Annotated in this window: 21 protein-coding genes, 1 pseudogene and 1 riboswitch; of the genes and pseudogenes, 18 read left to right on the top strand and 4 right to left on the bottom strand. The window is 69.1% G+C overall.

Annotation, left to right across the window (positions count from 1 at the left end):
- Positions 1 to 12: 12 nt before the first annotated feature.
- Positions 13 to 1,038 carry a glycoside hydrolase family 43 protein gene (locus ACIBJH_RS06155; RefSeq protein WP_399115659.1) on the bottom strand — a complete coding sequence of 342 codons (1,026 nt, stop codon included), beginning with the start codon at positions 1,036 to 1,038 and terminating at the stop codon, positions 13 to 15.
- 142 nt (positions 1,039 to 1,180) lie between these two features.
- Between ACIBJH_RS06155 and ACIBJH_RS06160 the strand changes: the two genes are divergently transcribed.
- The gene (locus ACIBJH_RS06160; RefSeq protein ID WP_399115661.1) at positions 1,181 to 2,998 is read left to right on the top strand and encodes an ABC transporter ATP-binding protein; all 1,818 of its coding nucleotides are present in this window, start codon (positions 1,181 to 1,183) and stop codon (positions 2,996 to 2,998) included.
- 25 nt (positions 2,999 to 3,023) lie between these two features.
- On the opposite strand, the gene ACIBJH_RS06165 is transcribed toward ACIBJH_RS06160, so the two are convergent.
- Entirely contained in the window at positions 3,024 to 3,755 is a 732-nt protein-coding gene (locus ACIBJH_RS06165; RefSeq protein ID WP_399115662.1) for a TetR/AcrR family transcriptional regulator, read from the bottom strand.
- Between the two features lie 47 nt (positions 3,756 to 3,802).
- Positions 3,803 to 4,321, bottom strand: a pseudogene (locus tag ACIBJH_RS06170) (SDR family NAD(P)-dependent oxidoreductase); the annotation flags it as partial.
- A gap of 252 nt (positions 4,322 to 4,573) precedes the next feature.
- Between ACIBJH_RS06170 and ACIBJH_RS06175 the strand changes: the two are divergent.
- The 17 genes from ACIBJH_RS06175 (at position 4,574) to ACIBJH_RS06255 (ending at position 24,501) form a co-directional block, all read left to right on the top strand.
- Positions 4,574 to 5,923, top strand: a complete 1,350-nt coding sequence (locus ACIBJH_RS06175) for an extracellular solute-binding protein (RefSeq protein ID WP_399115663.1) — start codon at positions 4,574 to 4,576, stop codon at positions 5,921 to 5,923.
- The gene (locus tag ACIBJH_RS06180; RefSeq protein WP_399115664.1) at positions 5,920 to 6,921 is read left to right on the top strand and encodes a carbohydrate ABC transporter permease; all 1,002 of its coding nucleotides are present in this window, start codon (positions 5,920 to 5,922) and stop codon (positions 6,919 to 6,921) included. Before ACIBJH_RS06175 ends, ACIBJH_RS06180 begins: the two co-directional genes overlap by 4 nt.
- Positions 6,918 to 7,781, top strand: a complete 864-nt coding sequence (locus ACIBJH_RS06185) for a carbohydrate ABC transporter permease (RefSeq protein ID WP_399115665.1) — start codon at positions 6,918 to 6,920, stop codon at positions 7,779 to 7,781. The genes ACIBJH_RS06180 and ACIBJH_RS06185 overlap by 4 nt, the downstream gene beginning before the upstream one ends.
- A 34-nt stretch (positions 7,782 to 7,815) precedes the next feature.
- Positions 7,816 to 9,345, top strand: coding sequence for a glycosyl hydrolase family 28 protein (locus ACIBJH_RS06190; protein ID WP_399115666.1), 1,530 nt, complete (start codon positions 7,816 to 7,818; stop codon positions 9,343 to 9,345).
- 158 nt (positions 9,346 to 9,503) lie between these two features.
- Positions 9,504 to 12,779: an alginate lyase family protein gene (locus tag ACIBJH_RS06195; protein WP_399116363.1), complete on the top strand. Its 3,276-nt coding sequence runs from the start codon at positions 9,504 to 9,506 to the stop codon at positions 12,777 to 12,779.
- Positions 12,780 to 12,806: 27 nt separating this feature from the next.
- Complete coding sequence (locus tag ACIBJH_RS06200; protein ID WP_399115667.1) at positions 12,807 to 14,057, top strand: alginate lyase family protein; 1,251 nt, start codon at positions 12,807 to 12,809, stop codon at positions 14,055 to 14,057.
- 115 nt (positions 14,058 to 14,172) lie between these two features.
- Complete coding sequence (locus ACIBJH_RS06205) at positions 14,173 to 14,286, top strand: putative leader peptide (RefSeq protein ID WP_317880146.1); 114 nt, start codon at positions 14,173 to 14,175, stop codon at positions 14,284 to 14,286.
- 67 nt (positions 14,287 to 14,353) lie between these two features.
- A complete protein-coding gene (locus tag ACIBJH_RS06210; protein WP_399115668.1) occupies positions 14,354 to 15,238 on the top strand; it encodes a glutathione S-transferase C-terminal domain-containing protein in 885 nt (294 codons plus the stop codon).
- Between the two features lie 76 nt (positions 15,239 to 15,314).
- Positions 15,315 to 15,423, top strand: a riboswitch (SAM riboswitch).
- 334 nt (positions 15,424 to 15,757) lie between these two features.
- Positions 15,758 to 16,738, top strand: a complete 981-nt coding sequence (locus ACIBJH_RS06215) for an amino acid ABC transporter permease (RefSeq protein ID WP_399115669.1) — start codon at positions 15,758 to 15,760, stop codon at positions 16,736 to 16,738.
- Positions 16,735 to 17,532, top strand: a complete 798-nt coding sequence (locus ACIBJH_RS06220; RefSeq protein WP_399115670.1) for an amino acid ABC transporter ATP-binding protein — start codon at positions 16,735 to 16,737, stop codon at positions 17,530 to 17,532. Before ACIBJH_RS06215 ends, ACIBJH_RS06220 begins: the two co-directional genes overlap by 4 nt.
- A 45-nt stretch (positions 17,533 to 17,577) precedes the next feature.
- Complete coding sequence (locus ACIBJH_RS06225; protein WP_399115671.1) at positions 17,578 to 18,606, top strand: ABC transporter substrate-binding protein; 1,029 nt, start codon at positions 17,578 to 17,580, stop codon at positions 18,604 to 18,606.
- An 80-nt stretch (positions 18,607 to 18,686) separates the two neighbouring features.
- Complete coding sequence (locus tag ACIBJH_RS06230) at positions 18,687 to 19,424, top strand: GNAT family N-acetyltransferase (protein ID WP_399115672.1); 738 nt, start codon at positions 18,687 to 18,689, stop codon at positions 19,422 to 19,424.
- 47 nt (positions 19,425 to 19,471) lie between these two features.
- A complete protein-coding gene (locus tag ACIBJH_RS06235) occupies positions 19,472 to 19,561 on the top strand; it encodes a putative leader peptide (RefSeq protein ID WP_399116364.1) in 90 nt (29 codons plus the stop codon).
- 112 nt (positions 19,562 to 19,673) lie between these two features.
- Positions 19,674 to 20,891 carry an LLM class flavin-dependent oxidoreductase gene (locus ACIBJH_RS06240; protein ID WP_399115673.1) on the top strand — a complete coding sequence of 406 codons (1,218 nt, stop codon included), beginning with the start codon at positions 19,674 to 19,676 and terminating at the stop codon, positions 20,889 to 20,891.
- 19 nt (positions 20,892 to 20,910) lie between these two features.
- Positions 20,911 to 22,284 carry an NtaA/DmoA family FMN-dependent monooxygenase gene (locus ACIBJH_RS06245; RefSeq protein WP_399115674.1) on the top strand — a complete coding sequence of 458 codons (1,374 nt, stop codon included), beginning with the start codon at positions 20,911 to 20,913 and terminating at the stop codon, positions 22,282 to 22,284.
- The gene (locus tag ACIBJH_RS06250; protein WP_399115675.1) at positions 22,281 to 23,372 is read left to right on the top strand and encodes an LLM class flavin-dependent oxidoreductase; all 1,092 of its coding nucleotides are present in this window, start codon (positions 22,281 to 22,283) and stop codon (positions 23,370 to 23,372) included. The genes ACIBJH_RS06245 and ACIBJH_RS06250 overlap by 4 nt, the downstream gene beginning before the upstream one ends.
- Positions 23,365 to 24,501: an LLM class flavin-dependent oxidoreductase gene (locus ACIBJH_RS06255; protein WP_399115676.1), complete on the top strand. Its 1,137-nt coding sequence runs from the start codon at positions 23,365 to 23,367 to the stop codon at positions 24,499 to 24,501. Before ACIBJH_RS06250 ends, ACIBJH_RS06255 begins: the two co-directional genes overlap by 8 nt.
- Here the strand turns inward: ACIBJH_RS06255 and ACIBJH_RS06260 are convergent.
- The gene (locus ACIBJH_RS06260; protein WP_399115677.1) at positions 24,480 to 24,854 is read right to left on the bottom strand and encodes a hypothetical protein; all 375 of its coding nucleotides are present in this window, start codon (positions 24,852 to 24,854) and stop codon (positions 24,480 to 24,482) included. The genes ACIBJH_RS06255 and ACIBJH_RS06260 overlap by 22 nt on opposite strands.
- Positions 24,855 to 24,864: the final 10 nt, after the last annotated feature.

Below are 24,864 nucleotides of genomic sequence, written 5' to 3' on the forward strand. Positions count from 1 at the left end.
GCGGCCCGCGTCTCAGCCGCCGCCGTCCAGGTCGGTGCGCTGCCGCAGCACCCGCAGTTCATGACCGTGCAGCTCCATGTCGTACAGCTTGCCGCGGGCGTTCTCGAACGGGCGGTGGAGGATCATCGTCAACTGCCCCTCGAACGTGCGGAACAGCATGCCGTGACCGCTGTCCTCCCGTACCAGCGGCCGGTGTTGGCGCCACGGGCCGGTGAGCGCGCCCGACTCCGAGACGGCGTAGGTCTGGACGTAGCCTCCGCCGAGGGTGCCGTCCGGGTCGGCCCTGTTCTTCTCGTACGTCGACCACAGCATGAGCAGGGAACCGTCGGGGGAGTGGTACAGCTGCGGTCCGTCCGTGACGTAGGGCGGGAGTTGGTGTGGGACACCGGCCGGGATCTCCTCGCCGATCCAGGACGCGTCCGAGGCCTTGAACAGGAAGACCGGATCGCCGATCGTCCCGGTCAGGTCCGGGGCCAGCCGGACCGCCTCCATGGTGCCGTCGACGGTCTGCAGCCACTCGTGCGCGTACACCATCCACGGCTGTCCGGACGGGGCGACGTACAGCGTGCCGTCCAGGGTCATGAGGTGCTCGGGCGGGGTGGGGCGCAGGGGGTCGACCACGGTGAAGGGGCCAAGCAGGGAATCGGACACGGCCGTGACCGTGCCCCGCCGGTGGTTCACCAGGGCGAACGGCGTGCCCCATCTGCCAGTCGGTGGCACCGGGAGCGGGCTCTTCTCGTCGTGCAGCGTGGTGAACAGGTAGTACCGGCCGTTCCAGCGGTGCACCTCCGGCGCCCAACCACCGTCGCCCGCCCAGAGGTTGAGCTGCTCCGCCGCCAGGAACACCACGTCGGGACGCGTCCAGTCGCGCAGGTCGGGACTGCGGTAGACCATCGTGCCGACGCCCTCCACACCCGACACGGACGGGTCGTTGGACGTGTAGAGGTGATAGGTACGGGTCCCCTCGTCCACGACGACGAACGGATCGTGCAACGGCATGTCGGGAAGCCGCAGGGGCTCGCTCACCTGGGTCGCCATGGTGTCACCGTAGGGCCCACAATCCCCGTGCGCATCACCGCTGTTGGGGGAAAAACGCTTGGACCGCACCGGTGCCCGCGCGGGACACTGCCATTCCTGGCCAGCGCCGATGCCGGGCTTCCTTCGACATCACGGGGTAGGAATGGGATCGCCTGAAACGCGCGAGGCCGGGTCGCGCCGGGGCTCGGTACTTCTCGCACTGCGTTACTACGGCCGGGAGTTGGCCCGGCTCCGCCGGTGGACCGCGCCCGCCACACTGCTGCCCGCCCTGGGCAACATCGGCATCAACTACGTCGCTCCGCTGATCGTCGCGAAGCTCGTCGGCCGCATCGCCGGCGACACGGGCATCGGCGTCCGCTCGACCCTGCCGTACGTCCTCGGGTTCGCCGGAGTCCTGCTGTTCGCCGAGGTGCTGTGGCGGCTCGGACTGCACTGTCTGAACCGGCTGGACGCGCTCGGCATCGAGCACCTGTATGTGATCGGCATGGACGAACTCTTCGCCAAGGACGCCGCGTTCTTCCACGAGAACTTCGCCGGGTCGCTCACCAAGCGGGTGCTGAGCTTCGCCTCCCGCTTCGAGGAGTTCGTCGACACCATGACCTTCCAGGTCGTCGGCAGCCTGGTGCCGCTGCTGTTCGGCTCGGTCGTGCTGTGGCGCTACGAACCGTGGCTCGTCGTAGGGCTGTTGGTGATGATCGCGCTCACCGCCCTGGTCGTGGCACCCCTCATTCGACGCCGTCAGAGGCTCGTGGATCTGCGCGAGGAGGCCATCGCCCGGGTCTCCGGCCATGTCGCCGACAGCCTGATGAACATGGACACGGTCCGCGCCTTCGCCGCCGAGGAACGCGAGGCCGCCGAACACCGCTCCCGCGTCGCCCAGTCACGCCGGCTGACCCTGCGCTCGTGGGACTACGGCAACCTCCGCATCGACACCATCGTCGCGCCACTCTCCGTACTCACCAACGCACTTGGCCTGCTGCTCGCGGTCGCGCTCGGCGGCGGCGAGCACGGGGTCGAGGCCGTCGTGGTCGCCTTCACGTACTACTCCAACGCGACCCGGATCATGTTCGAGTTCAACCAGATCTACCGGCGCCTGGAAAGCTCGATGACCGAGGCCGCCCAGTTCACCGAACTGCTGCTGGCCTCGCCCACCGTGCTCGACCCGGACACGCCGGAACCGCTGCTCTCCCGCGGCGCCGACGTCCGCTTCGAGAAGGTGACCTTCGCCCACGCGGGCGCCGACACCCTCTTCGACGGGCTCGAACTGAACGTCCCCAGCGGCACGAAGATCGGGCTCGTCGGCCGGTCCGGCGGCGGCAAGACCACGCTCAGCCGGTTGCTGCTGCGCATGACGGACATCGACTCCGGCCGCATCCTGATCGGCGGCCAGGACATCAGCAGGCTGCGCCAGGCCGACCTGCGGAGCCTGATCGCCTACGTGCCGCAGGACCCGGCGATGTTCCACCGCACTCTGCGGGAGAACATCGCGTTCGCCCGGCCCGACGCCACCGATGCCGAGGTCCGCCGCGCGGCCGAGGCGGCGCACGTCACCGAGTTCGCCGACGCGCTGCCGGACGGCTTCGACACGATGGTGGGGGAGCGCGGGATCAAGCTCTCCGGGGGACAGCGTCAACGCGTCGCCCTGGCCCGGGCGATCCTGCGCGACGCGCCGATCCTGCTGCTCGACGAGGCCACCAGCGCCCTCGACTCCGAGAGCGAGGTCCTCGTCCAGGAGGCGCTGTGGCGGCTCATGGAGGGGCGGACGGCACTCGTCGTCGCGCACCGGCTGAGCACGGTCGCCGGCATGGACCGGCTGGTCGTCCTCGACCGCGGCCGGATCGTCGAACAGGGCACGCACCAGGAGCTGTTGGCGGCCGAGGGCGCCTACGCGAAGCTCTGGCAGCACCAGTCGGGCGGCTTCCTCGACGAGAGCCCGGAGCGCGCGGCCGACCTGCGCTGAACTCCGGCCCGGTGGGCGGCCCCTGTCACTCGGTGAACCGTTCGAGCAGAGCGTCCAGCCCGTCCGTCAGGTCCTTCGGCCCGCCCCGTTCGGCGAGTGCGGCGGCGGTCTCCCGCAGCCGGGGCAGCTCCTGCGGCGGCATGCGGTGCAGGCCGAGACGGAACGAGGGATCCTGCTCCTCCGGGCTGTCGACCATGGCCTGCAGTTCCACGGACACAAAGCCGAGCACCCAGGCGGTGAAGGCGCGGAAGACGACGGCGGACCGGGTCACGCCGAACCCGGCGTCCCGCAGCAGGGCGATCACCCGCTCGTGCTGCCGCAGCACGGCCGGCGGCCTCCGGGCCAGCGGAACGGCCAGCATGCGGGTGGCGAGCAGCGGCACCACCTGGGGATGGGCCATGCACACGTCGTACGTCGCCAGCGCGATCCGGTGCAGTTCGGTGCGCCATTTCGGCGCCTCGGCACCGGTGGCGAGGCGTTCCTGAAGCTCCAGGTAGAGCGCTTCGACCAGGCCGTCCAACAGGGCGTCCTTGCTCGCCGCATACCGGTACAGCGCCATCGCCTCGACACCGAGCTCGGCACCCAGCCGCCGCATGCTCAGCGCCGACAGGCCCTCCCGGTCGACCAGTTCCAGTGCGCTGGCCAGGAGCCGCTCCCGGCTCAGCCGGCCGTACCGGCCGCGGTCGCCGGCTCGGCGCGCCGGACCCGCCCCGGCCCGGTCGTCCTTGTTCTGCGCGCTCGCCCGCTCCTTGGCCATGCCTCGCCTCCACCTCGTCGGCCGTGCCGGTGCCACTCGTGTTGTTACTCGGGGCACCTGCGGCAGACGTCGGCGAGTATGTGCTCGCAGATCCACTTGGAGGCCGCGTACGGGGTGAGGGGCCGGGCCGGGGTGGCTTCGTCGAGGGGGCCGTGTTCGGCGTCGCCGTAGAGCGCGGCGGTGGAGGAGAACACGAGCTGGTGCACCCCGTGCTCGTGCATGGTCCGCAACAGGGCGGTCGTGCCGCCGACGTTGGTGTCGTAGTACTCGACGGGCCTTCGGGCCGAGGGACCCGCGGCCTTGTGCGCGGCGAAGTGCAGGACGGCGTCGACGGGATGGCGGTCGAAGACGGCCGAGAGGGCGGGCCGGTCACGGACGTCCAGTTCGTAGACGGCACCGGCGAAGCGGCCGGCGATCCGTTCGACCCGGGCGAAGGCCTGCGGCGTGCTGTTCGAGTAGTCGTCGACCACGATCAACTCATAGCCGTGGTCGAGCAGTTCGACACAGGCATGACTTCCGATGAAACCGGCTCCGCCGGTGACGAGGATGGTCGACGGCGGGCTCATCGGTCCGGCTCCTCACTGCCAGACCTCGTACGTTTACGACGTATACACACAACTTTGGACCCTCTCGCGAAGGGAGTCAAGCGGCGACGGCCGGCTGACAACCGGTTTCCCGCGAGACGGGGTTACGTTGCCGTGTCTGCGAGCTTACCCAGTCTTTTCGAAAGTTCGCCAAGGGTCTTGACGCCGTTTCCAAGCCGGAAGAAGCTCTGCCCCAACGCGTGACAACCGGTTTCTATTGGAGGTGGTGCGGTCATGCACCCACATGCTGGTGCTCCCCTGAGCCGCCGACGATTTCTCGCCCTCTCGGCGACCGGTGCCGCGACCGGCGTGGCGGCGCTGGGCGGCTGCGCCCTCCAGGTGTCGACCGGGGTGAGCGGAGGGGGCGAGACCATCACGGTGATGGCGAAGGCCGACGACCTGGGCCCCGACCTGGTCAAGCAGGCCAAGCAGGACACGGGCATCTCCATCAAGCGGGTGGACTACGACATCACCAAGCTGATCGCGATGCTCACCAGCGGCAACCCGCCGGACCTGGTGCGCGGGGTCGGCGCCGTGGACGCCGTGTTCTACGCCGCGCGGGACGTGATGCAGGAACTGGACTCCTACTTCGCCACCAGCAGCGTCCTGCGGCCCGACGATCTGGACCCGGTCAACAACCTGTGGCGCTACGACGGCAAGGTCCAGGGCAAGGGCCCCCGCTACGGCATGGCCAAGGACTTCTCCCAGGACTCCATGTTCTGGTACAACACGGCGGCCTTCGACAAGAAGGGCGTCGCCTACCCGGCGGAGACCGAGCCCATCACCTTCGACGAGTGGCTCGACAACGCCCAGCACCTCGCCCAGCGTTCGAAGGGCCAGACGACCGTCTTCGGCGGCAGCTACAACGGCCTGGTCAAACTCACCCTCATGGCGACCATGACCGCGTCCGCCGGCGGCAACCTGTTCGCCGACGACTTCTCCAAGGTCGACTTCACCACCCCCGAGGCCCGCAAGGCGCTCGCCTGGTACATCGACTACTGCAAGCTGAAGGTCGGCCCCAGCCCCGTCCTGCCCGACCCCAACGGCTGGGACGGCCCCACCTACCAGGCCGGCCGGCTGGCCATGTCGAACAGCGGCTACTGGATGGGCGGCATGATCGGCACCGACAAGAAGCTGGCCCAGGTCTCCCGGCTCGCCCCCGCTCCCGTCTTCGCGGGCGGCCCCCGGATCAGCGCCTGCCAGGGCGGCACCGGCATGTGGATGCCCCGCAAGTCGAAGAACAAGGACGCCGCCTGGCGGATCTTCGAGTGGTACTTCGGCGAGGCACCGGCCAAGGCCCGCGCCTCCAGCGGCTGGGGCATCCCCACCCTGAAGTCCCTGCGACCCCTGATGCCTCATCAGGAGGACTTCCAGAAACGGACGTTGAGCGCACAGCAGAACGAGCTGAAGCACTTCTCCGTGGTCGCCCTCTCCCCGTACATCTCGGGCGACGCCTTCGAGTCCCTCTTCAGCCAGGTCGCCACGCCCGCGATGAAGGGCGAGATGTCCGTCGACCGCCTCGCCGGACGCCTCAACTCGGTCATCAACGAACAGATCAACCGCGGGAAGGAGCAGGTGGGATGACGGTCGATCAGGCCTCCTCGCCGGCCGTCGGACGGCCGCGCCCGACCGCGAAGGCCGGCCGCCCCCGGTCCGTCGCGCGCACCGGGCCCTCCATGACGACGCGCAAGCACCGCGCGTTCTACATGTTCGCCTCACCGTGGATCATCGGCTTCTCGCTGCTGACCATCACGCCCATGGCGTACGCGCTGTGGCTGAGCTTCACCACCTACGACGGCATCTCCCCGCACTGGCACTACGTCGGCCTCGGCAACTACCGCGAGCTGATGGGCGATTCGGTCACCTGGGACGCCCTGGGCCGCGCCGGACTGTTCGCGCTGCTCTCCGTGCCGCTGTCGATCATCGCGGGACTCGCACTCGCCGTCCTCGTCAACCGCCCCCTCAAGGGACGCGGGCTCTTCCGCACCCTGCTCTATCTGCCCGCCGTGGTACCCCCGGTGGGCGCGGGCATCGCCTTCAAGAACCTCTTCGACCAGAACTCCGGTGCCGCCAACGGCGCGTTGACCTTCTTCGGCTTCGACGCGATCGGCTGGCTGGCCGATCCCTACGCCCGCTACGTCCTCGTCATGACGGTGCTCTGGGCAGCCGGCAACATCATGATCATCTCGTTGGCGGGGCTCCAGGACGTCCCCCGCGAACTCCACGAGGCGGCCCGCATCGACGGCGCGAGCGCCTGGCGCACCTTCCGCAGCATCACCGTGCCACTGCTGTCGCCGGTACTGCTCTTCCAGACCGTGACCGGGGTGATCGCCTCGGTGCAGACCATCATGCCGATGCTGCTCGCCCCCACCGCCGGCACCGGCGGCCTCACGACAATCCCGCAGTCCAACTACACCTACATGATCCATGTGTTCTCGGAGTACTTCGCGCTCGGCCGCTACGGCTACGCCTCCGCGCTGCTGTGGGTGCTCTTCGTCCTGATCCTCGTCGCGACCGGACTCATCTTCAAGTTCACCTCCGGCGTGGTCTTCTACAACGTCGGCCCGGAGGCGCAGAAGTGACCGCCACCAGCGTGAACCCCAAGTCCCCGGCCCGCACGCGGATACGCGTCAACCGGCTCGTCCTCTACACGGCGCTCGTCGTCATCACCGGCCTGTTCCTCGGCCCGTTCGGCTGGCTGATCCTCACCGGTCTCAAGGCCCCGGCCGAACTCGCGGCGGCTCCGGTGCACTGGCTGCCGACGCACTTCGAGTGGCACAACTTCGTCGACGCCTACAAGGCCATCGACTTCCTCGGCTACGCCCGCAACTCCCTGATCATCGCCACCATTTACGCCACGCTCGTCACCCTGAGCTCCGCCTGGGTCGGCTTCGGTTTCGCCAGGCTCAGCGCGCCCGGCAAGAAGGTTCTGTTCGGCATCCTCATCGGCTCGATGATGCTGCCCCAGATGATCACCCTGCTGCCGACCTACCTGATCTTCGCCAAGTTCGGCATGGTGGACACCTATTGGCCGTGGGTCCTGTGGGGCCTGTCCTCCGCCCCCTACCTGGTCTTCCTCTTCCGCCAGTTCTTCGCCGGCCTGCCCCGCGAACTGGAGGAGGCGGCCATCGTCGACGGCTGCGGCTACGGCGGGATCTTCTGGCGGATCTTTCTCCCGCAGTCCTGGCCGGTGCTCTCCGCGAGCTTCGTCATCGCCTTCACCTGGACCTGGGGCGACTACATCGCGCCTCAACTCCTCCTCTCCACCGACCACTCCACCCTCGCCGTAGCGGTGATGACCACCTATGTCACGGCGGCCGGCACCCCCAGCACCAACCTCCAGGCCGCGGCCTCCGTGATGTACGTCGTCCCGATCCTGCTGATCTTCCTCGTCGCCCAGCGCGGGTTCGTCGCCGGGATGTCGACGAGCGGCCTCAAGTAGCCCTTCTTCTCCACCTGTTGTAAGGAGTCGCACCATGAACACGCCCTTGTCCCGTCGTACGGCCCTCCAAGCCGCCGGTGCCACCGCGCTCGCCGCCGGTCTGTCCGGGCTGACCGCCACGGCGGCGCACGCCGGCGACGGCCACAACTCCCTCCCGAAGCTGGTCACTTACCCGCGTCCCGCCACCATGCCGACCAACACCAGCTTCCAGGTGCGGGTCCGTACCGCCCCCGACGGCGCGTGGCAGACCCTCGACATCTACCGGCCGCAGTTCGAGGAGATCAACGCCACCACCGGGTCGGGCAAGGTCTACAACTCGTCGATGGCGTACTTCGACTTCAACGGCTCGGTCGAGATCGAGGTGACGTACCTCAAGGGCGGCACCACCAAGGCCCGGGTGAGACCGGACGCGCTGGGCATCAAGCCCGAACTCCTCGGCGACACCCTGCGGTTCACCCTCGACGAACCCAAGGACGTCGTCGTCCAGATCAACGACGAGATCTTCGACGCCCTGCACCTGATCACCAACCGCGTCGAGCACCACGTCCCGTCCGCCGACGACCCGGACGTCATCTACTTCGGCCCCGGCGTCCACACCGTCACCGGCAACGTCCTCACCGTCCCCAGCGGCAAGACCGTCTACCTCGCGGGCGGCGCCGTCCTGACCGCACAGGTCTACTTCAAGGACGTGGAACGGTCCAAACTCATCGGCCACGGAGTGCTCTACAACAACCCCGGCGGCGCCATCCTCTGCGAGGGCAGCAAGAACATCCGCGTCGAGAACGTCATCATCCTCAACCCGGCCGGCTACGCGGGCACGTTCGGCGAGAGCGACAACGTCCACATCAAGAAGGCGCGCGCGTTCAGTTCGAAGGGCAACGGCGACGGCTTCGACGTCTTCTCCTCGACCCGGATCACCTTCGACGGCTGCTTCATGCGCAACTCCGACGACTGCATCGCCATCTACTGCCACCGCTGGAACTACTACGGCGACACCCGCGACATCACCGTCAAGAACTGCACCCTGTGGGCCGATGTCGCCCACCCGATCAACGTCGGCACGCACGGCAACACGGACACGCCCGAGACGATCGAGAACCTCGTCATCAAGAACATCGACATCCTCGACCACCGCGAACCCCAGATGAACTACCAGGGCTGCATCGCCCTCAACCCCGGCGACTCCAACCTCATCAAGAACGTCCGCATCGAGGACGTCCGGATCGAGGACTTCCGCTGGGGCCAGGTCATCTACATGAAGGTCATGTACAACACGAAGTACAACACCTCGGTCGGCCGCGGCATCGACGGCGTCTACGTCAAGAACCTCAGCTACACGGGCACCCACGCCAACCCGTCGCTCTTCCTCGGCTACGACGCCGAACACGCCATCAACAACGTCACGTTCGAGAACCTGGTGATCAACGGGCTGGTCGTCGCCGACTCGATGAAGAAGCCGAGCTGGTTCTACACGACTGACGAGATCCAGTGGTTCTACAACGAGCACGTTACCAACTTGAAGTTCCTTACGACTGCTGAGGCAGAGGCGGCTGCCGCGTCATGACGAACCCTGCACCTAGGAGGGGTCGTTGGTCGGCTGCGGCGCCGTGGGGGCTGGTCGCGCAGTTCCCCGCGCCCCTTCAGGGCGCTCCTGCTGAGCCGCAGTTGAATACATCGGGCCCGCTCAGCCGCCGGGGATTCCTCGGCGGCACCGCCGCCCTCCTGCTGGCCTCGGGCGCGAGTGGACTGCTCGTGCCCGGGCGGGCGGTGGCGGCCCCGGACGACACCGAGGTGACCTTCTCCCACCCCGGTCTGCTGCACACCGCCGACGACATCGCCCGGATGAAAGCGGCGGTGGCCGCCAAGCAATCCCCTGTCTACGACGGCTACTTGGCGCTCGCGGCCCACGCCCGCTCCTCCGCGTCGTACGCCGTCCAGAACACCGGGCAGATCACCACCTGGGGTCGCGGTCCCGCCAACTACCAGAACCAGGCCGTCGCCGACTCGGCCGCCGCCTATCAGAACGCCCTCATCTGGTCCGTCACCGGCGACACCGCGCACGCCGACAAAGCCCGCGACATCCTCAACGCCTGGTCCGCCTCGCTCACCGCCATCACCGGAGCCGACGGCCCCCTCGGCGCCGGCCTCCAGGCCTTCAAGTTCGTCAACGCCGCCGAACTCCTCCGCCACACCGGCTACGACGGCTGGAGCGCCGCCGACATCGCCCGCTGCGAGGACTCCTTCCTCCGCGTCTGGTACCCGGCGCTCTCCGGCTACACCCTTTACGCCAACGGCAACTGGGACCTGACGTCCCTTCAATCCCTGCTGGCCATAGGCGTGTTCACCGAACAACCCACCCTCTTCTACGACGCGCTGCGCTTCGCCGCGGCCGGCGCGGGCAACGGCAGCGTCCTCCACCGCATCGTCACCGCCGCCGGCCAGGGCCAGGAGAGCGGCCGGGACCAGGGCCACGAACAACTCGCGGTCGGCCTGCTCGCGGATGCCGCCCAAGTCGCCTGGAACCAGGGCGTCGACCTCTGGGGCTTCGACGACAACCGCATCCTCGCCAACGTCGAGTACGCCGCCCGCTACAACCTCGGCGGCGACGTCCCCTTCGTCCCCGACCTCGACCGCACCGGCAAATACATCAAGTTGACCGTCTCGGCCACCTCGCGCGGCACCCTGCCGCCGATCTACGAGATGGCGTACGCGCACTACGCGGGTGTGTGCGGCCTCGACACCCCGTACACGAAGAACGCCGTCTTCCGTGGCACCGGTGGCACTCGGTTCGTCGAGGGCAGCAACGACGACCTGCCCAGCTGGGGCACCTTCGCCTACGCCGGCGCCACGGCATCCGCGCCGACCGTGCCGACACCACCGGCCGGTGTCACGGCCGTCGGCAACGACCTTTCCGTGCAGGTGAGTTGGCTGCCATCGACCTGGGCCGACTCCTACACGGTCCTGCGGGCGAACGACGTCGACGGCCAGTACGAGAAGATCGCGTCCGGGGTCGGACAGCCGACGTATACCGACCGCAACGTGCACGCCGGACGGACGTACTACTACACAGTCACCGCCACCAACACCCTCGGAGCGAGCGGCAGTTCGGCATGGGCTGCCGCCTCCGCCGGTCTCCCGAGGCCCTGGTCGACCCAGGACATCGGGGACGTGAAGATCCCCGGCTCCGCCGTCCTCGACGGTGAGCGCTTCGTCCTGGAGGCGAGCGGCACCGCCGACACCTACCGTCTCGTCCACCTCCCGCTGCGCGGCGACGGCACGGTCACCGCGCGCATCGTGTGGCCGCTCAGCTCGCAGTACTCCAAGATCGGCGTCACCGTCCGCGATTCTCTCGACGTCGACGCTCCGCACGCCTCGATGCTGATCCAGGGGCTGCCGCTGCACACCTGGAGCGGGGTGTTCTCCACCCGGCCCGCTAACGGCGCCGACATCTCCGCGACCGGCAGCACGCCCGTACCGCCCTCGCAGCAGCAGGCGATCACGACATCCGCCGCCTTCCCGATCTCCAACCTCGGCACGCTGCCCGAGTCGGCGACCCCGCTGGAGGCGCCGTACGTCGAGGGCGCGGGCGACGGCTACCGGCTGCGGAAGCCCTACTGGGTGCAGGTGACCCGGAAGGGCGCCCGCTGCACCGGAGCCATCTCGCCGGACGGCGTCCACTGGACCGAAGTAGGCTCCACCGAGGTCGAGTTGGGGCGCACCGCCTACGCGGGACTCGCCCTCACCTCCTGCCTCGGCGTCGACCAGGACTACGCCGAGACCGGCACCGGTGCCTTCGACAACGTCAGCGTGACCTCCACGAGCGGCACGGTCTGGTGTGTGCCTCGCCCGGCCCGCACCGCCACCGACCTGAGGGCCGAAACCGGTGCCGACGCCGTCGAGTTGGACTGGAGCGATTCGGACCTCTCCGCCGAGTACACGGTCCTCCGTGCCATCCGAGCCACCGGGCCGTACAAGACCCTCGCCACCCGCGTCGGTCCGGTCGGCTTCGGCACCCGCATCCGGTACGTCGACGCGACGGGGGCGCCCGGCACGACGTACCACTACACGGTCGCGAAGACCAACGCCGGTGGGCGCGGGCCGCGTTCGGTGCCGGTGCGGGCTGTGATGCCGAGCCCCTCCACGCCCCAACTCACCTCCGCGAACGCCGTGTTCACGAACGAGGGAGCCGACTTCCGTCATCTGCTGCGGGCCTCGCACGAGCCTGTGCGGTTCGCCGCGGACGGCCTGCCCGCCGGTCTGCGCATCGACCGGCGTACCGGGCTCATCTCCGGAATCCCCACGGAGACAGGGGAGTTCACGGTCGCGACCACCGCCGCCAACGCCTCAGGAACCGCCACCGGCACCCTCGCCCTCACGGTCGGCACCGCGCCGCCCGCGCCGTGGACGTACGGCGACCTCGGCGACACCGTGCTCGACGACCGTGACTTCGGGACGCTGGGCGTGGTGGCGATCACCACGCCGGGCAGCACGTCGTACGACGGCGGGACCTTCACCGTGCGCGGCGCGGGCGTCGATCTGAACGCCAACGGCCAGGGAATGACAGGGCAGTTCGTGCGGCGGCCGGTCAGTGGTGACTGCGAGGTCGTCGCCCGGCTCGTCTCCCGGACCGGTACCACGGCCGACCGGGTGGGGCTGCTCATGGCCAAGTCGCTGTCACCGTTCGACCAGGCGGCGGGCGTGATCGTCGGCGGTGGGACGACCGCGCAGCTCATGCTCCGCAAGACCGTGGCCGGTGCCTCCGCCTTCACCGGCGGTGTCGCCGTCACCCTCCCCGCCCTGCTGCGGCTGAAGCGCGCCGGGACCGCCTTCAGCGCAGCCCTGTCCACCGATGACGGTGTCACCTGGACCCCCCTCGCCGACGGAGAGATCCCCGGCTTCGGTGACGCCCCCTATCACGTCGGCCTGGTGGTCTGCTCACGCAGCCAACCGGTCCGCTGCACCACGGAGTTCGACGAGGTGAGCATCGCGCCCACCTGATCCTCCACGGATTGGAGATGCACCGCAATGAGCCGCACTTCCCCCCACGAGCACCTCCGCAGAACAGAGTTGAGCCGCCGCGGTCTGTTGAAGACCGCGGGCGGGCTCACCGCAGCCGCCGCTCTCGGCGGCGCCACGGTGGCCACGACCGCGCACGCGGCCCCGGCCACCTTCACCCACCCCGGCATGCTGCACAACGCCGGAGACATCAACCGGGCCAAGGTCAGGGTCGCGGCGGGAACCGACCCCTGGCTGTCCGGCTGGAACAAGCTGATCGCCAACTCCCATTCACAGTCGACCTGGACGAACCGGGCGACCGCGACGATCATCCGGGGCGGCGACGGCCAGAACTACAGCCTGCTCTACAACGACATCGCCGCCGCCTACCAGAACGCCCTGCGCTGGAAGGTCGGCGGCACCGAGGCGAACGCCGTGTGCGCCGCGAACATCCTCAACGCCTGGTCGACCACGCTGACTTCGGTCACCGGCAACGCCGACCGGTTTCTCGCGGCCGGCCTCTACGGCTGGCAGTTCGCCAACGCCTGCGAACTCATGCGGGACTACAGCGGGTTCAATCTGGCCGCCGCCCAGCAGATGCTGGCGAACGTCTTCTACCCGCTCAACAACAGTTTCCTCACCAACCACAACGACGCCTGCATCACCAACTACTGGGCCAACTGGGACCTCTGCAACATGGCGTCCATCCTGGCCATCGGGATCCTCAACGGGGACAGCGCCAAGTACGACCAGGCCGTCACCTACTTCAAGTCGGGTGCGGGCAACGGCTCGATCGCGCACGCCGTGCCGTATCTGTACACCGACTCGGACGGCTACGCGCTCGGCCAGTGGCAGGAGTCCGGCCGCGACCAGGGCCACACCGTCATGGGCATGGGGCAGATGGGCGCCATCTGTGAGATGGCCTGGAACCAGGGCGACGACCTGTACTCGTACGACAGTCGCCGTTTCATGAAGGCCGCCCAGTACGTCGCGAAGTACAACAGCGGCAGCGACGTGCCCTTCACCACCTACACCTGGGGCACCGGGCAGAGCTGCGCCCAGTCGTCCCAGACGGTGATCTCCGCCTCCTCGCGCGGCCAGATCCGGCCGGTGTGGGCGATGCTCCACTTCCACTACAACCGGCGGATCGGCCTCGACGACAAGTACATCTCGGCCATGTACTACAACCTCGTCGCACCCGAGGGCGGGGGAGGTGACTACGGCACCGACAGCGGTGGCTACGACCAGCTCGGCTTCGGGACCCTGATGTACGCGAAGTAGCGGCCCGGCCTGTCCACGGGTCGGGACCTGTGCCCGACCCGTGGACGCCCTCTTGACCCCGGGCGACGGTGGATCGACACTCCAGTAGGGAATCCTAGTGAACAGGTAGGGAAACATGGGGCGCCTTGAGCCGGTCACCACCAGCCGAGTGGACCGTTCGCCCCTTCTGACCTCCCGCCGTCACATCGATCTGCTGCGGGTGTGCAGCGCCATGAGCCCACTGCGCTGAGCCCCGTCCACCGTTCGACGACGCTTCCGCCGCGCGTACGTCCACGCGCCCGTACCCGGGGAGTCCCATGTCCGTCACGTCTCTCGCCGCCGTCCCCTCACCCCGCTCCGCCCCCCTGTTCAGGGGCCGGATCGGGAGCGACGCGCGCAGCGGGCACTACGCCGTGCCGCGCCGCTACCGCCTCCATCTGTCCACCGCCTGCGCCGACGGCCTGCGCATCGCCGTCACCCACAGCCTCCTCGGCCTCCACGAGAGCTGTCCGGCCGTGTTCCTCTCCGCCGTACCCGACTGTCCGAGTGGTGGACACTCCGAACTGCGCCTGCTCTACGAGGCGAGCGCCCACCGCTACTCCGGACCGGCCGCAGCGCCCGTGCTCAGCGACGACTGGTCCGGCCGCATCGTCAGCACCCACGCCCCCGACATCACCCGCGACCTCGCCCGGCACTTCGGTGCGGGCGGACCCCGGCTCTACCCGTGCGGCGCCGAGTCGGAGATCGAGGCCGTCGAGCGGCTCTGCGCACAGGGCATCGAGGACGCGGCACAGCGCGCCGGAGCGGCCGGTGGCGAACAGGCCGAGCGCGACGAAGCCCTCGGCCTGCTGCTGGAGACACTGGGCTCGCTCGACCGCTGGCTGGACGGCCGCGAGCACATGATCCGCGACGAACTCACCGCAGCCGATGTCGAGTTGTGGGTGACCCTGGTGCAGCTCGACACCGTGCACCGCTACCACCTGGACGCCGCCGCCGTGCAGAGCGTCGCCGACCACCCCCACCTGTGGGCCTACGCCCGCCGGCTGGCCGCCCACCCCGCCTTCGGCACCCATCTGGACCTCGACGGCATCGCCCGCCGCCACCACGCCCGCTGCCAGGGCTTGGAGGCCGCCGGTGCCGCTGTCCAGATCCTGGACTGGGCGGCCCATGCGGCGGACGAAACGGGAGCTTGCCGCAGTTGAGCGGCGTGCCCACCGTCCAGTTGGTGGACGGCCGTTGACATTCGTTCGGGCAATTGTCTTAACTTGCGGCCAGAACGGTCATGAGTGTCAGCGACAAGCCCTGGCTTGCTGACCGGCAACCCTCGCACGCGGTGGGGTGCCCCAGGTGACGACCGGACCGGATGACGTTTCGGTAAGCGCGAGGCCCCGCGGGGCCGGAACAGTGACAGGTGACGCCATGTACGCAGCTCTCAGGACGGCCACATGCCGTCCGCAGGGCTGCGTACGGTCGTACGCCAACCTGTTCGTCGCCGACCGCGCTGTCGATCTGCTCCGGGTCAGCAGCGCACTGTGTACCGCACCGGGCCGCGCCCGCTGTCGGGCCTGACGACCAGTCGGCCCACGCACCTCTGACGCACACCCGATCCCGCCGGTGTGCCTGCCCCTTCCCCGCCCCCGGTCCCGCGCACCCGCGCGTGCCGTCCGCCGTCGCGCGTCCACCGCCACGGACCGGGGTCTGTGAACCCGCCGGAGCCCACCATGAGTGAACCCCCAGGCACCACTGTGTCCCTGGCCGACGCCCCCGCAGCAGACGCCCCGTCAAAACCCCTCACCGCACAGCGAGTTCAGCCGCTGCGCCGGCCCGGCCGGTGGATCGTCACCCTGGTCGTGCTGGTGGTGGCCGCCCAGTTCGTCCACGGGCTGGTCACCAACTCCTTCTACCAGTGGGACCGCTTCGGCTACTGGTTCCTGCGCCCGACGATCCTCGACGGACTCGTCATCACCCTCGAAGTCGCCGCGCTCAGCGCGGTGTTGGGTCTCCTCGGCGGCATCCTGCTCGCCCTGGCCCGACTCTCCAAGAGCCCGGTGCTGCGCGCGGTGAGCTGGATCTATGTGTGGGCGCTGCGCTCGATCCCGCTCATCGTGGTGCTGATCTTCCTCTACAACTTCAGCGCCCTCTACCAGACGCTCAGCATCGGCGTCCCCTTCGGACCCGCCTTCTTCTCCGTCGACGAGTCGAAGCTCGCCACCGACATGGTCGTCGCCGTCGTCGGACTCAGCCTCAACGAGGCGGCGTACGCGGCCGAAGTGGTCCGCGGCGGCATCCTCTCCGTCGACCAGGGCCAGCACGAGGCGGCCTCCGCCCTCGGCCTCCCCAAGGGCTACCAGTTCCGCAGAATCGTCTTCCCGCAGGCGCTGCGCTCCATCACCCCGAACTACGTCAACCAGCTGATCGGCCTGATCAAGAGCACCTCGCTGGTCTTCTACGTCTCGCTGCTCGACCTGTTCGGCTCCGCGCAGACGATGGGCTCCACCTACCCAGGCGACATCGTGCCGCTGCTCCTGGTCGTCACCGTCTGGTACCTGATCCTGACCAGCGTGGTGTCCGTCATCCAGTTCTACGTCGAGCGGCACTACGCCCGGGGCGCCACCCGCAACCTGCCGCCCACCCCGATCCAGAAACTCCGCACCGGTGTCACCGATCTGCGGGCCCGCATCCGCAGGGAGACCGCCGTATGACCACGAACACCGTCGAACCCCTGGCGGACATCACACCCGCCGCCGTAGAGGTGCACGACGTCCACAAGTGGTACGGCGCCCACCGCGTGCTGGACGGCGTCGACCTCACCGTGCGGCCCGGCGAGGTCACCGTGATCCTCGGCCCGTCCGGTTCCGGCAAGTCCACGCTGCTGCGGGTCATCAACCACCTGGAGAAGCCCGAGATCGGTTACGTCAGCGTCAACGGCGAACTCATCGGGGTGAAGCAACAGGGCGGACGGCTCAAGGAGTTGAGCGAGCGTGCCATCCTCGCGCAGCGCAGCCGGATCGGGTTCGTCTTCCAGAACTTCAACCTCTTCCCGCACCTGACCGTCCTCGACAACGTGGCCGCCGCCCCGGTCGCCACCGGCAGGCTCGGCAAGCCCGAAGCCCTGGAACTGGCAAGGGAGTTGCTGGGCCGCGTAGGTCTCGCCGAGAAGAGCGGCGCCTACCCGAGGCAGCTCTCCGGCGGCCAGCAGCAGCGCGTCGCCATCGCACGGGCACTGGCCCTCCGCCCCGGCGTCATTCTCTTCGACGAGCCGACCTCCGCCCTCGACCCCGAACTCGTCGGCGAAGTCCTCTCCGTCATCAAGGACTTGGCGACCAGCGGCACCACCCTCGTCATCGTCACCCACGAGATCGGCTTCGCCCGCGAGGTCGCCGACCGGGTCGTCTTCATCGACGGCGGAAAGATCGTCGAACAGGGCCCGCCCCACGAGGTCCTCGACAGGCCACAGCACGAACGGACCAGGGACTTCCTCAGCAAGGTCCTCTGAACCCCTTCCTCACCTTCACCCTCGACACCGAGCCTAGGAACAGCCATGTCTACTCTCAGCCTGCGCAGCAGAATCACTCGCGGACTCACCGCGGGAACCGTCCTCGCTTCCCTCGCCGGTGGTCTCGCGGCCTGCGGCGGCGACAGTGACGCGGCCACCACGTCCGGCGGTGCCGCCTCCGGCACGGTCACCGTGGGCGCCTTCTCCCTCGGTGCGGCCAAGGAGGCGAAGCTCAAGGTCGCCGAAGTGAAGTCGATCAGCGCCGAGTTGCCCAAGTCCATAGCGAAGAGCGGCAAGCTGGAGATCGGCGTCGGCTTCCTGCCCGCCGGCTCCCCGCCGCTCGGCTACGTGGGCTCGGACCAGAAGACCCTCACCGGTTCCGAGACCGACATCGCCCGCCTGGTCGCCGCCGTCCTCGGCCTCAAGCCCGAGCTGAAGAACTCCACTTGGGAGAGCCTCTTCATCGGCCTCGACAGCGGAAAGGTCGATGTCGCCTTCTCCAACGTCACCGACACCGAGGAGCGCAAGGCGAAGTACGAGTTCGCGTCCTACCGCGAGGACAACCTCGGCTTCGCGGTGAAGGCCGACAACTCCTGGAACTTCGACGGCAATTACGAGAACCTCGCCGGCAAGACCGTCGCCGTGGGCGCGGGCACCAACCAGGAGCGGATCCTCCTGGAGTGGAAGAAGAAGCTGGCCGCCGAGGGCAAGAAGGCGCTCACCGTCAAGTACTTCCAGGACAACAACAGCACCTACCTCGCGCTGGCCTCCGGGAAGATCGACGCCTACCTCGCCCCCAACCCCTCGGTCGCCTACCAGGTCTCCTCGACCAAGGGCACGGCCAAGGCGGTCCGCAACGCGGGCACGTACTCCGGCGCCGGATCCACCCTCCAGGGCCTGATCGCGGCCACCGCGAAGAAGAACAGCGGCCTCGCCAAGCCCCTCGCGGACGCCATCAACTACCTGATCAAGAACGGTCAGTACGCGAAGTGGCTGGCCGCCTGGAACCTCTCCAACGAGGCCGTCGCCAAGTCCGAGATCAACCCGCCCGGACTGCCGAAGACCGACTCCTGACCCACCCTCTCAGCAAGGGGACCCCGCCACGCCCCGGCGGGGTCCCCGCCCCGTGCGACCAGTACCGGAGCCGTCACCCGATGTCTTCCACCGCCAGTATCGAAACGACCACCTCCCACGTCCTGGACAACCCGGCCTGGGCCGCGCTCACCGGCCCGCACGCCCACCTCGCCGAACGCGTCGGCCGCGCCGCCCGCTACCCCGTCGACGTGGCCGGCTTCAACGCCATCACCGACAACGACGACCGACGCGCCTGGGCCGACCTGGCCACGCTCATCGGCCCCGGCTCCACCGCCGCCGTGCGCGGAGTGAGCGAGACCCCGGACGGCTGGGAGATCGTCCGTTCCGGACAGGGCGTCCAGCTGGTGGACACCGGCCTGCGGGCCGAACCCGACCCTGAGGCCGTCCTCCTCGGCCCCGACGACGTGCCCGAGATCCTCGACCTGGTCGCCCGCACCGAACCCGGCCCCTACCTGCCCCGCACCGTCGAGATGGGCACCTACCTCGGCATCCGCCACGAAGGCCGACTCGTCGCGCTCGCCGGCGAACGCCTCCACCCGCCCGGCTGGACCGAGATCAGCGCCGTGTGCACCGACCCCGACCACCGCGGCCGGGGCCTGGCCACCCGCCTGGTCCGCGCCGTCGCAGCCGGCATCAAGGAACGCGGCGACCACCCTTTCCTGCACGCCGCGGCCACCAACACCGACGCCATCCGGCTGTACGAGTCGATCGGCTTCACCCTGCGCGCCCGTACCGTCTTCTCGCTCGTACGGTTCACCGGCCCGACTTCCGCCGCCGATCCGGAAGAAACGGCATAGCCGTGCGGTTGCCCCCTATGAAGCCGGAATCCGTGGAGGTGGAGCACATGTGCGGCACCGCGGTCCTCCACGTGCGACTCACCACGCGACAGCACATAGACCTGCTGCGCGTGGCCGGCGCGCTCTGTCGCCCCTGACCCTCCCCCAGCCTTCGGCCGGGGGGACCCCCATTCGCTGCGCTCCCCAGCCGCCGTGCGCCCCTGTCCATGGGCCGGCGATCTCGTACGGACCTTCAGGAAGGCACCACTCGTGTCATCGACCTCCCCTTCTCCTCTGCATCTCGCCGTCGCCCTCGACGGCACCGGCTGGCACCCCGCCTCCTGGCGCGAGCCGGTGGCCCGGCCCCGCGACCTGTTCACCGCCGCCTACTGGGCCGACCAGGTCGCCGAGGCCGAGCGCGGCCTTCTCGACTTCGTGACCTTCGAGGACGGCCTCGGCCTCCAGTCCTCGCGCTACGGCGAACTGGACGGCCGCACCGACCAGGTCCGCGGCCGCCTCGACGCCGTACTCGTCGCGGCCCGCATCGCACCGCTCACCAGCCACATAGGCCTGGTCCCGACGGTGGTGTCCACGCACACGGAGCCGTTCCACATATCCAAGGCGATCGCCACCCTCGACTACGTCAGCACCGGCCGCGCCGGTGTGCGGGTGCAGCTCTCCGCCCGGCCGCACGAGGCCGACCATTTCGGCAGGCGCGACTTCCCGCCGATCGACCTGGAGAGCCTGCGCACCCCGGCCGGACAGGAACGGCTCGCCGAGCACTTCGACGAGGCCGCCGACTACATCGAGGTCGTGCGCCGCCTCTGGGACAGCTGGGAGGGCGACGCCGAGATCCGGGACACAGCCACCGGCCGCTTCGTCGACCGCGACAAGCTGCACTACATCGACTTCGAGGGCCGCCACTTCAGCGTCAAGGGCCCCTCCATCACCCCCCGGCCGCCGCAGGGCCAGCCGATCGTCAGCTCCCTGGCCCACCAGACGATCCCGTACCGGCTGGTGGCCCGCGCCACCGACATCGGCTACGTCACCCCGCACGACACCGACGAGGCACGCGCGATCGTCGCGGAGATCCGCGCCGAACAGCAGGCCGCCGGACGCGCCGACGAGCTCCTGCACATCTTCGGCGACCTGGTCGTCTTCCTCGACGACGACGAGGCCACGGCCGCCGCCCGCCGCGAGCGCCTCGACGCCCTCGCGGGGGTGCCGTACACCAGCGACGCCCGGATCTTCGCCGGTACGCCCGCCCAACTCGCGGACCTCCTTCAGGAGTTGCAGTCGGCGGGGCTGACCGGTTTCCGGTTGCGGCCCGCCGTCGCCGGGCACGACCTGCCGGCGATCACCCAGGGGCTGGTCCCCGAACTCCAGCGCCGGAACGCCTTCCGCCGCGCCTACGAGGCCGACACCCTGCGCGGCCTGCTGGGGCTCGCCCGCCCCGCCAACCGCTACGCCGCTGCCGCGAACGCCTGAGCCGGAGGGACCGTACGACATGAGCAAGCCCCTGAAGCAGATCCACCTGGCCGCCCACTTCCCCGGTGTCAACAACACCACCGTGTGGAGCGACCCCGCGGCCGGCAGCCACATCGAGTTCAGCTCCTTCGCGCACTTCGCGAAGACCGCCGAGCGCGCCAAGTTCGACTTCCTCTTCCTCGCCGAGGGCCTGCGGCTGCGCGAACAGGGCGGAAAGATCTACGACTTGGACGTGGTCGGCCGCCCCGACACCTTCACGATCCTCGCCGCGCTCGCCGCCGTCACCGAACACCTCGGCCTGACCGGCACCATCAACTCCACCTTCAACGAGCCCTACGAGGTGGCCCGCCAGTTCGCCAGCCTCGATCACCTCTCCGACGGCCGCGCCGCCTGGAACGTGGTCACTTCCTGGGACGCGTTCACCGGAGAGAACTTCCGCCGCGGCGGCTTCCTCCCGCAGGACGAGCGCTACTCCCGGGCCAAGGAGTTCCTAGCCACCACCAACGAACTCTTCGACTCCTGGCACGGCGACGAGATCCTCGCCGACCAGGCCACCGGCACCTTCCTGACCGACGCCAAGGTCGGAGCCTTCGTCCACAAGGGCCAACACTTCGACATCCACGGTCAGTTCAACGTCCCGCGCTCCCCGCAGGGCCGCCCCGTCATCTTCCAGGCCGGCGACTCCGACGAAGGCCGAGAGTTCGCGGCCTCCTCCGCCGACGCCATCTTCAGCCGGTACAGCACCCTCACCGAGGGCCAGGCCTTCTACACCGACGTCAAGTCCCGACTCGCCAAGTACGGCCGCAGGTCGGACCAGTTGCTGATCCTCCCGGCCGCGACCTTCGTGCTCGGTGACACCGACGCCGAGGCGGAGGACCTCGCGAAGGAGGTCCGCCGCCAGCAGGTCAGCGGCGCCACCGCCATCAAGCACCTGGAGTTCGTCTGGAACCGGGACCTCTCCTCCTACGACCCGGACGGCCCGCTCCCCGACATCGACCCCGACGTCAGCGACAACCACATCTCCAAGGGCCGCGCCCAAGTACGCATGTACCGCGACCCGTTGGCCACCGCCCGCGAGTGGCGCGAGCGGGCCGCCGCCAACAACTGGTCCATCCGCGACCTGGTCATCGAGACCGGCAACCGGCAGGCCTTCATCGGCTCCCCGTCCACTGTGGCGAAGACCATCAACGACTTCGTGCAGGCCGACGCCAGCGACGGCTTCATCCTCGTCCCGCACATCACCCCGACCGGCCTCGACCCCTTCGCCGACAAGGTCGTCCCGCTGCTCCAGGAACAGGGCGTCTTCCGCACCGAGTACGAGGGCCCGACCCTCCGCGACCACCTCGGCCTGGCCCACCCCGACGAGGTGCGCGAGGAACGGGCGGCGTCGTGAAGTTCCTCGCGATCACGCTCATCGTCCACCGCCCCGACCCGGTCACGGGCATCCAGAAGCCGACCCACGAACGCTTCCGCGAGGTCCTCGAAAACGCCGTACTGGCCGAGGAGTTGGGCCTCGACGGCTTCGGCGTGGGGGAGCGGCACGAGCGGCCCTTCATCTCCTCCTCGCCGACCGTCGTCCTCAGCCATGTCGCCGCGCTCACCCGCCGCATCCGCCTCTTCACGGCGGTCACCACGCTGAGCCTCCTCGACCCGGTCCGGGCCTACGAGGATTACGCGACACTCGACCACCTCTCCGGCGGACGCCTCGACCTGATCATCGGCAAGGGCAACGGCACCGCCCAGCGCGAACTGTTCCATGTCACGCCCGAGGACCAGTGGGAGCGCAACGCCGAGAGCTACGAGGTGTTCCGGCAGCTCTGGCGGCAGGACAAGGTGACGGCGAAGACCCGGTTCCGCCCGGAGTTGAAGGACGCCGAGGTGTGGCCGCGGCCCTACCAACAGCCGATCCGGGTCTGGCACGGCAGCGCCACCAGCAAGGAGAGCGTCGACCTGGCCGCCCGCTACGGCGACCCGCTGTTCTCCGCGAACGTCACCAACCCCATAGAGCCGTATGCCGAGTTGATCCGCTACTACCGGGAACGCTGGGAGCACTACGGCCACGACCCGGCGGACATCGCGGTGGGCGCGGGCACGGCCGGCCTCTACGTCGCTCCCACGACACAGGAGGCGCTGGCCGCCTACCGCCCGGTCTTCGAGAACAATCTCGCCTTCCAGAAACAGATCGGCCTGCCCATCGTCTTCGAGACCCTGGAGGACTACGTCGAGCGCAGCTCCGCGCTGATCGGCAGCCCGCAGCAGATCATCGACAAGGTGCACCGCTATCACGAGCAGTTCGGGCACAGCGTTCTCCATCTCCACGCGGACGCCGGCGGTTTGACGGACCGTCAGCACCGTGACTCGCTGGAGCTGTTCGGGTCGGCGGTGGCTCCCGTGCTGCGCAAGGACATCCCGGATCCGCCGTTCGCCTGGGGCCCGGTACTGCCGGAGGCGTCGACCAGTGAGGAGCCCGCGCATGCCTGACATCCCTCTCGGAGTCCTCGACCTGGTCCCGATCTCCTCCGGCTCCACCGCGCCCGAGGCCCTGCGCAACTCCATCGAACTCGCGCGCAGGGCCGAGGAGTTCGGGTACGCCCGCTACTGGTTCGCCGAGCACCACCTCAACCCCGGGGTCGCGGGCACGTCCCCCGCGGTGGTCCTGGCCCTGACGGCGTCCGCGACCTCCACCATCCGGCTCGGCTCCGGCGCCGTACAACTCGGCCACCGCACCGCGCTGTCCACGGTCGAGGAGTTCGGCCTGCTCGACGCGCTGCACCCCGGCCGCTTCGACCTGGGCCTGGGCCGCTCGGGCGGCCGACCATCACCCCCACTGCCCTCGTCGACCCCGATCGTCGACGGCCGGGCCCCCAACGGCCTGCGCATTCCGCCCCGTTTCTCCTTCGAGTTCCTCCTCGGCTCACCCCGGATCGCCCTCCAGCGCAAGCTGCTCCTGCTGCCCAAGGCCGAGTCCCAGGAGTACGGCGAGCAGATCGACGACGTCCTCGCGCTGCTGGCCGGCACGTACCGCTCCCCGGAGGGTGTCGAGGCACACGTGGTACCGGGCGAAGGCGCCGATGTCGAACTGTGGATCCTGGGCAGCAGCGGGGGCATCAGCGCCGAGGTGGCGGGCCGCAACGGCCTCCGCTTCGCGGCGAATTACCACGTCAGCCCGGCCAGTGTCCTTGAGGCGGCGGACGGTTACCGCGGCGCCTTCCAGCCCTCCGACGTCCTCGACAAGCCGTACGTCAGCGTGTCTGCGGACGTCGTAGTCGCCGAGGACGACGAGACAGCCCGCGAACTCGCCACCGGCTACGGTCTGTGGGTGCGCTCCATCCGCACGGCGGAGGGTGCCATCAAGTTCCCGACCCCCGACGAAGCCCGCGCCCACGTCTGGAGCGACGAGGACCGCGAGCTGGTCCAGGACCGCATCGACACCCAGTTCGTCGGATCGCCCGGCCGGGTCGCCGACCAGCTGGAGCAACTCCAAGAGGCGGTGGGCGCCGACGAGTTGCTCATCACCACCATCACCCACGACCACCCGGACCGGGTGCGCTCGTACGAGCTCCTCGCAGAAGAATGGCGCCGCCGGGGTCACTCCTCCCAGTCGAGCTGATGCTCCGGAGTCCCCACGGAACGCCCGTACGCGACCGCTTCGGCGCGGCCGGCTTCGTCGCCGCGCCGATAGCGGAACACTTTCCCCGCGAAGACGACGACCCGTTCATCGCCGACAGTGAAGTCGGCGTACCAGCCATTGGCCGGCTCCAGAGCGGCGGCGAGCGCCTCCGCGATCGGACCCGCGGCGCTGTCGTCGTCGGTCTCCCACTCGATGAATGTCCAGGCGTCGGGCTGCCCGGCCGCCGCACTCGCCGAGTTGTCGACCCGCTCGACCTTCCGGATGCGCAGCCCGTGCGGCGCGAACACGGCACCGGGACGCAGGCTCTCGCCGAGAACGTAGCCCGTGATCATGCCCCATCTC

It is taken from the genome of Streptomyces sp. NPDC050548, assembly GCF_044457385.1.
Taxonomy (GTDB): domain Bacteria; phylum Actinomycetota; class Actinomycetes; order Streptomycetales; family Streptomycetaceae; genus Streptomyces.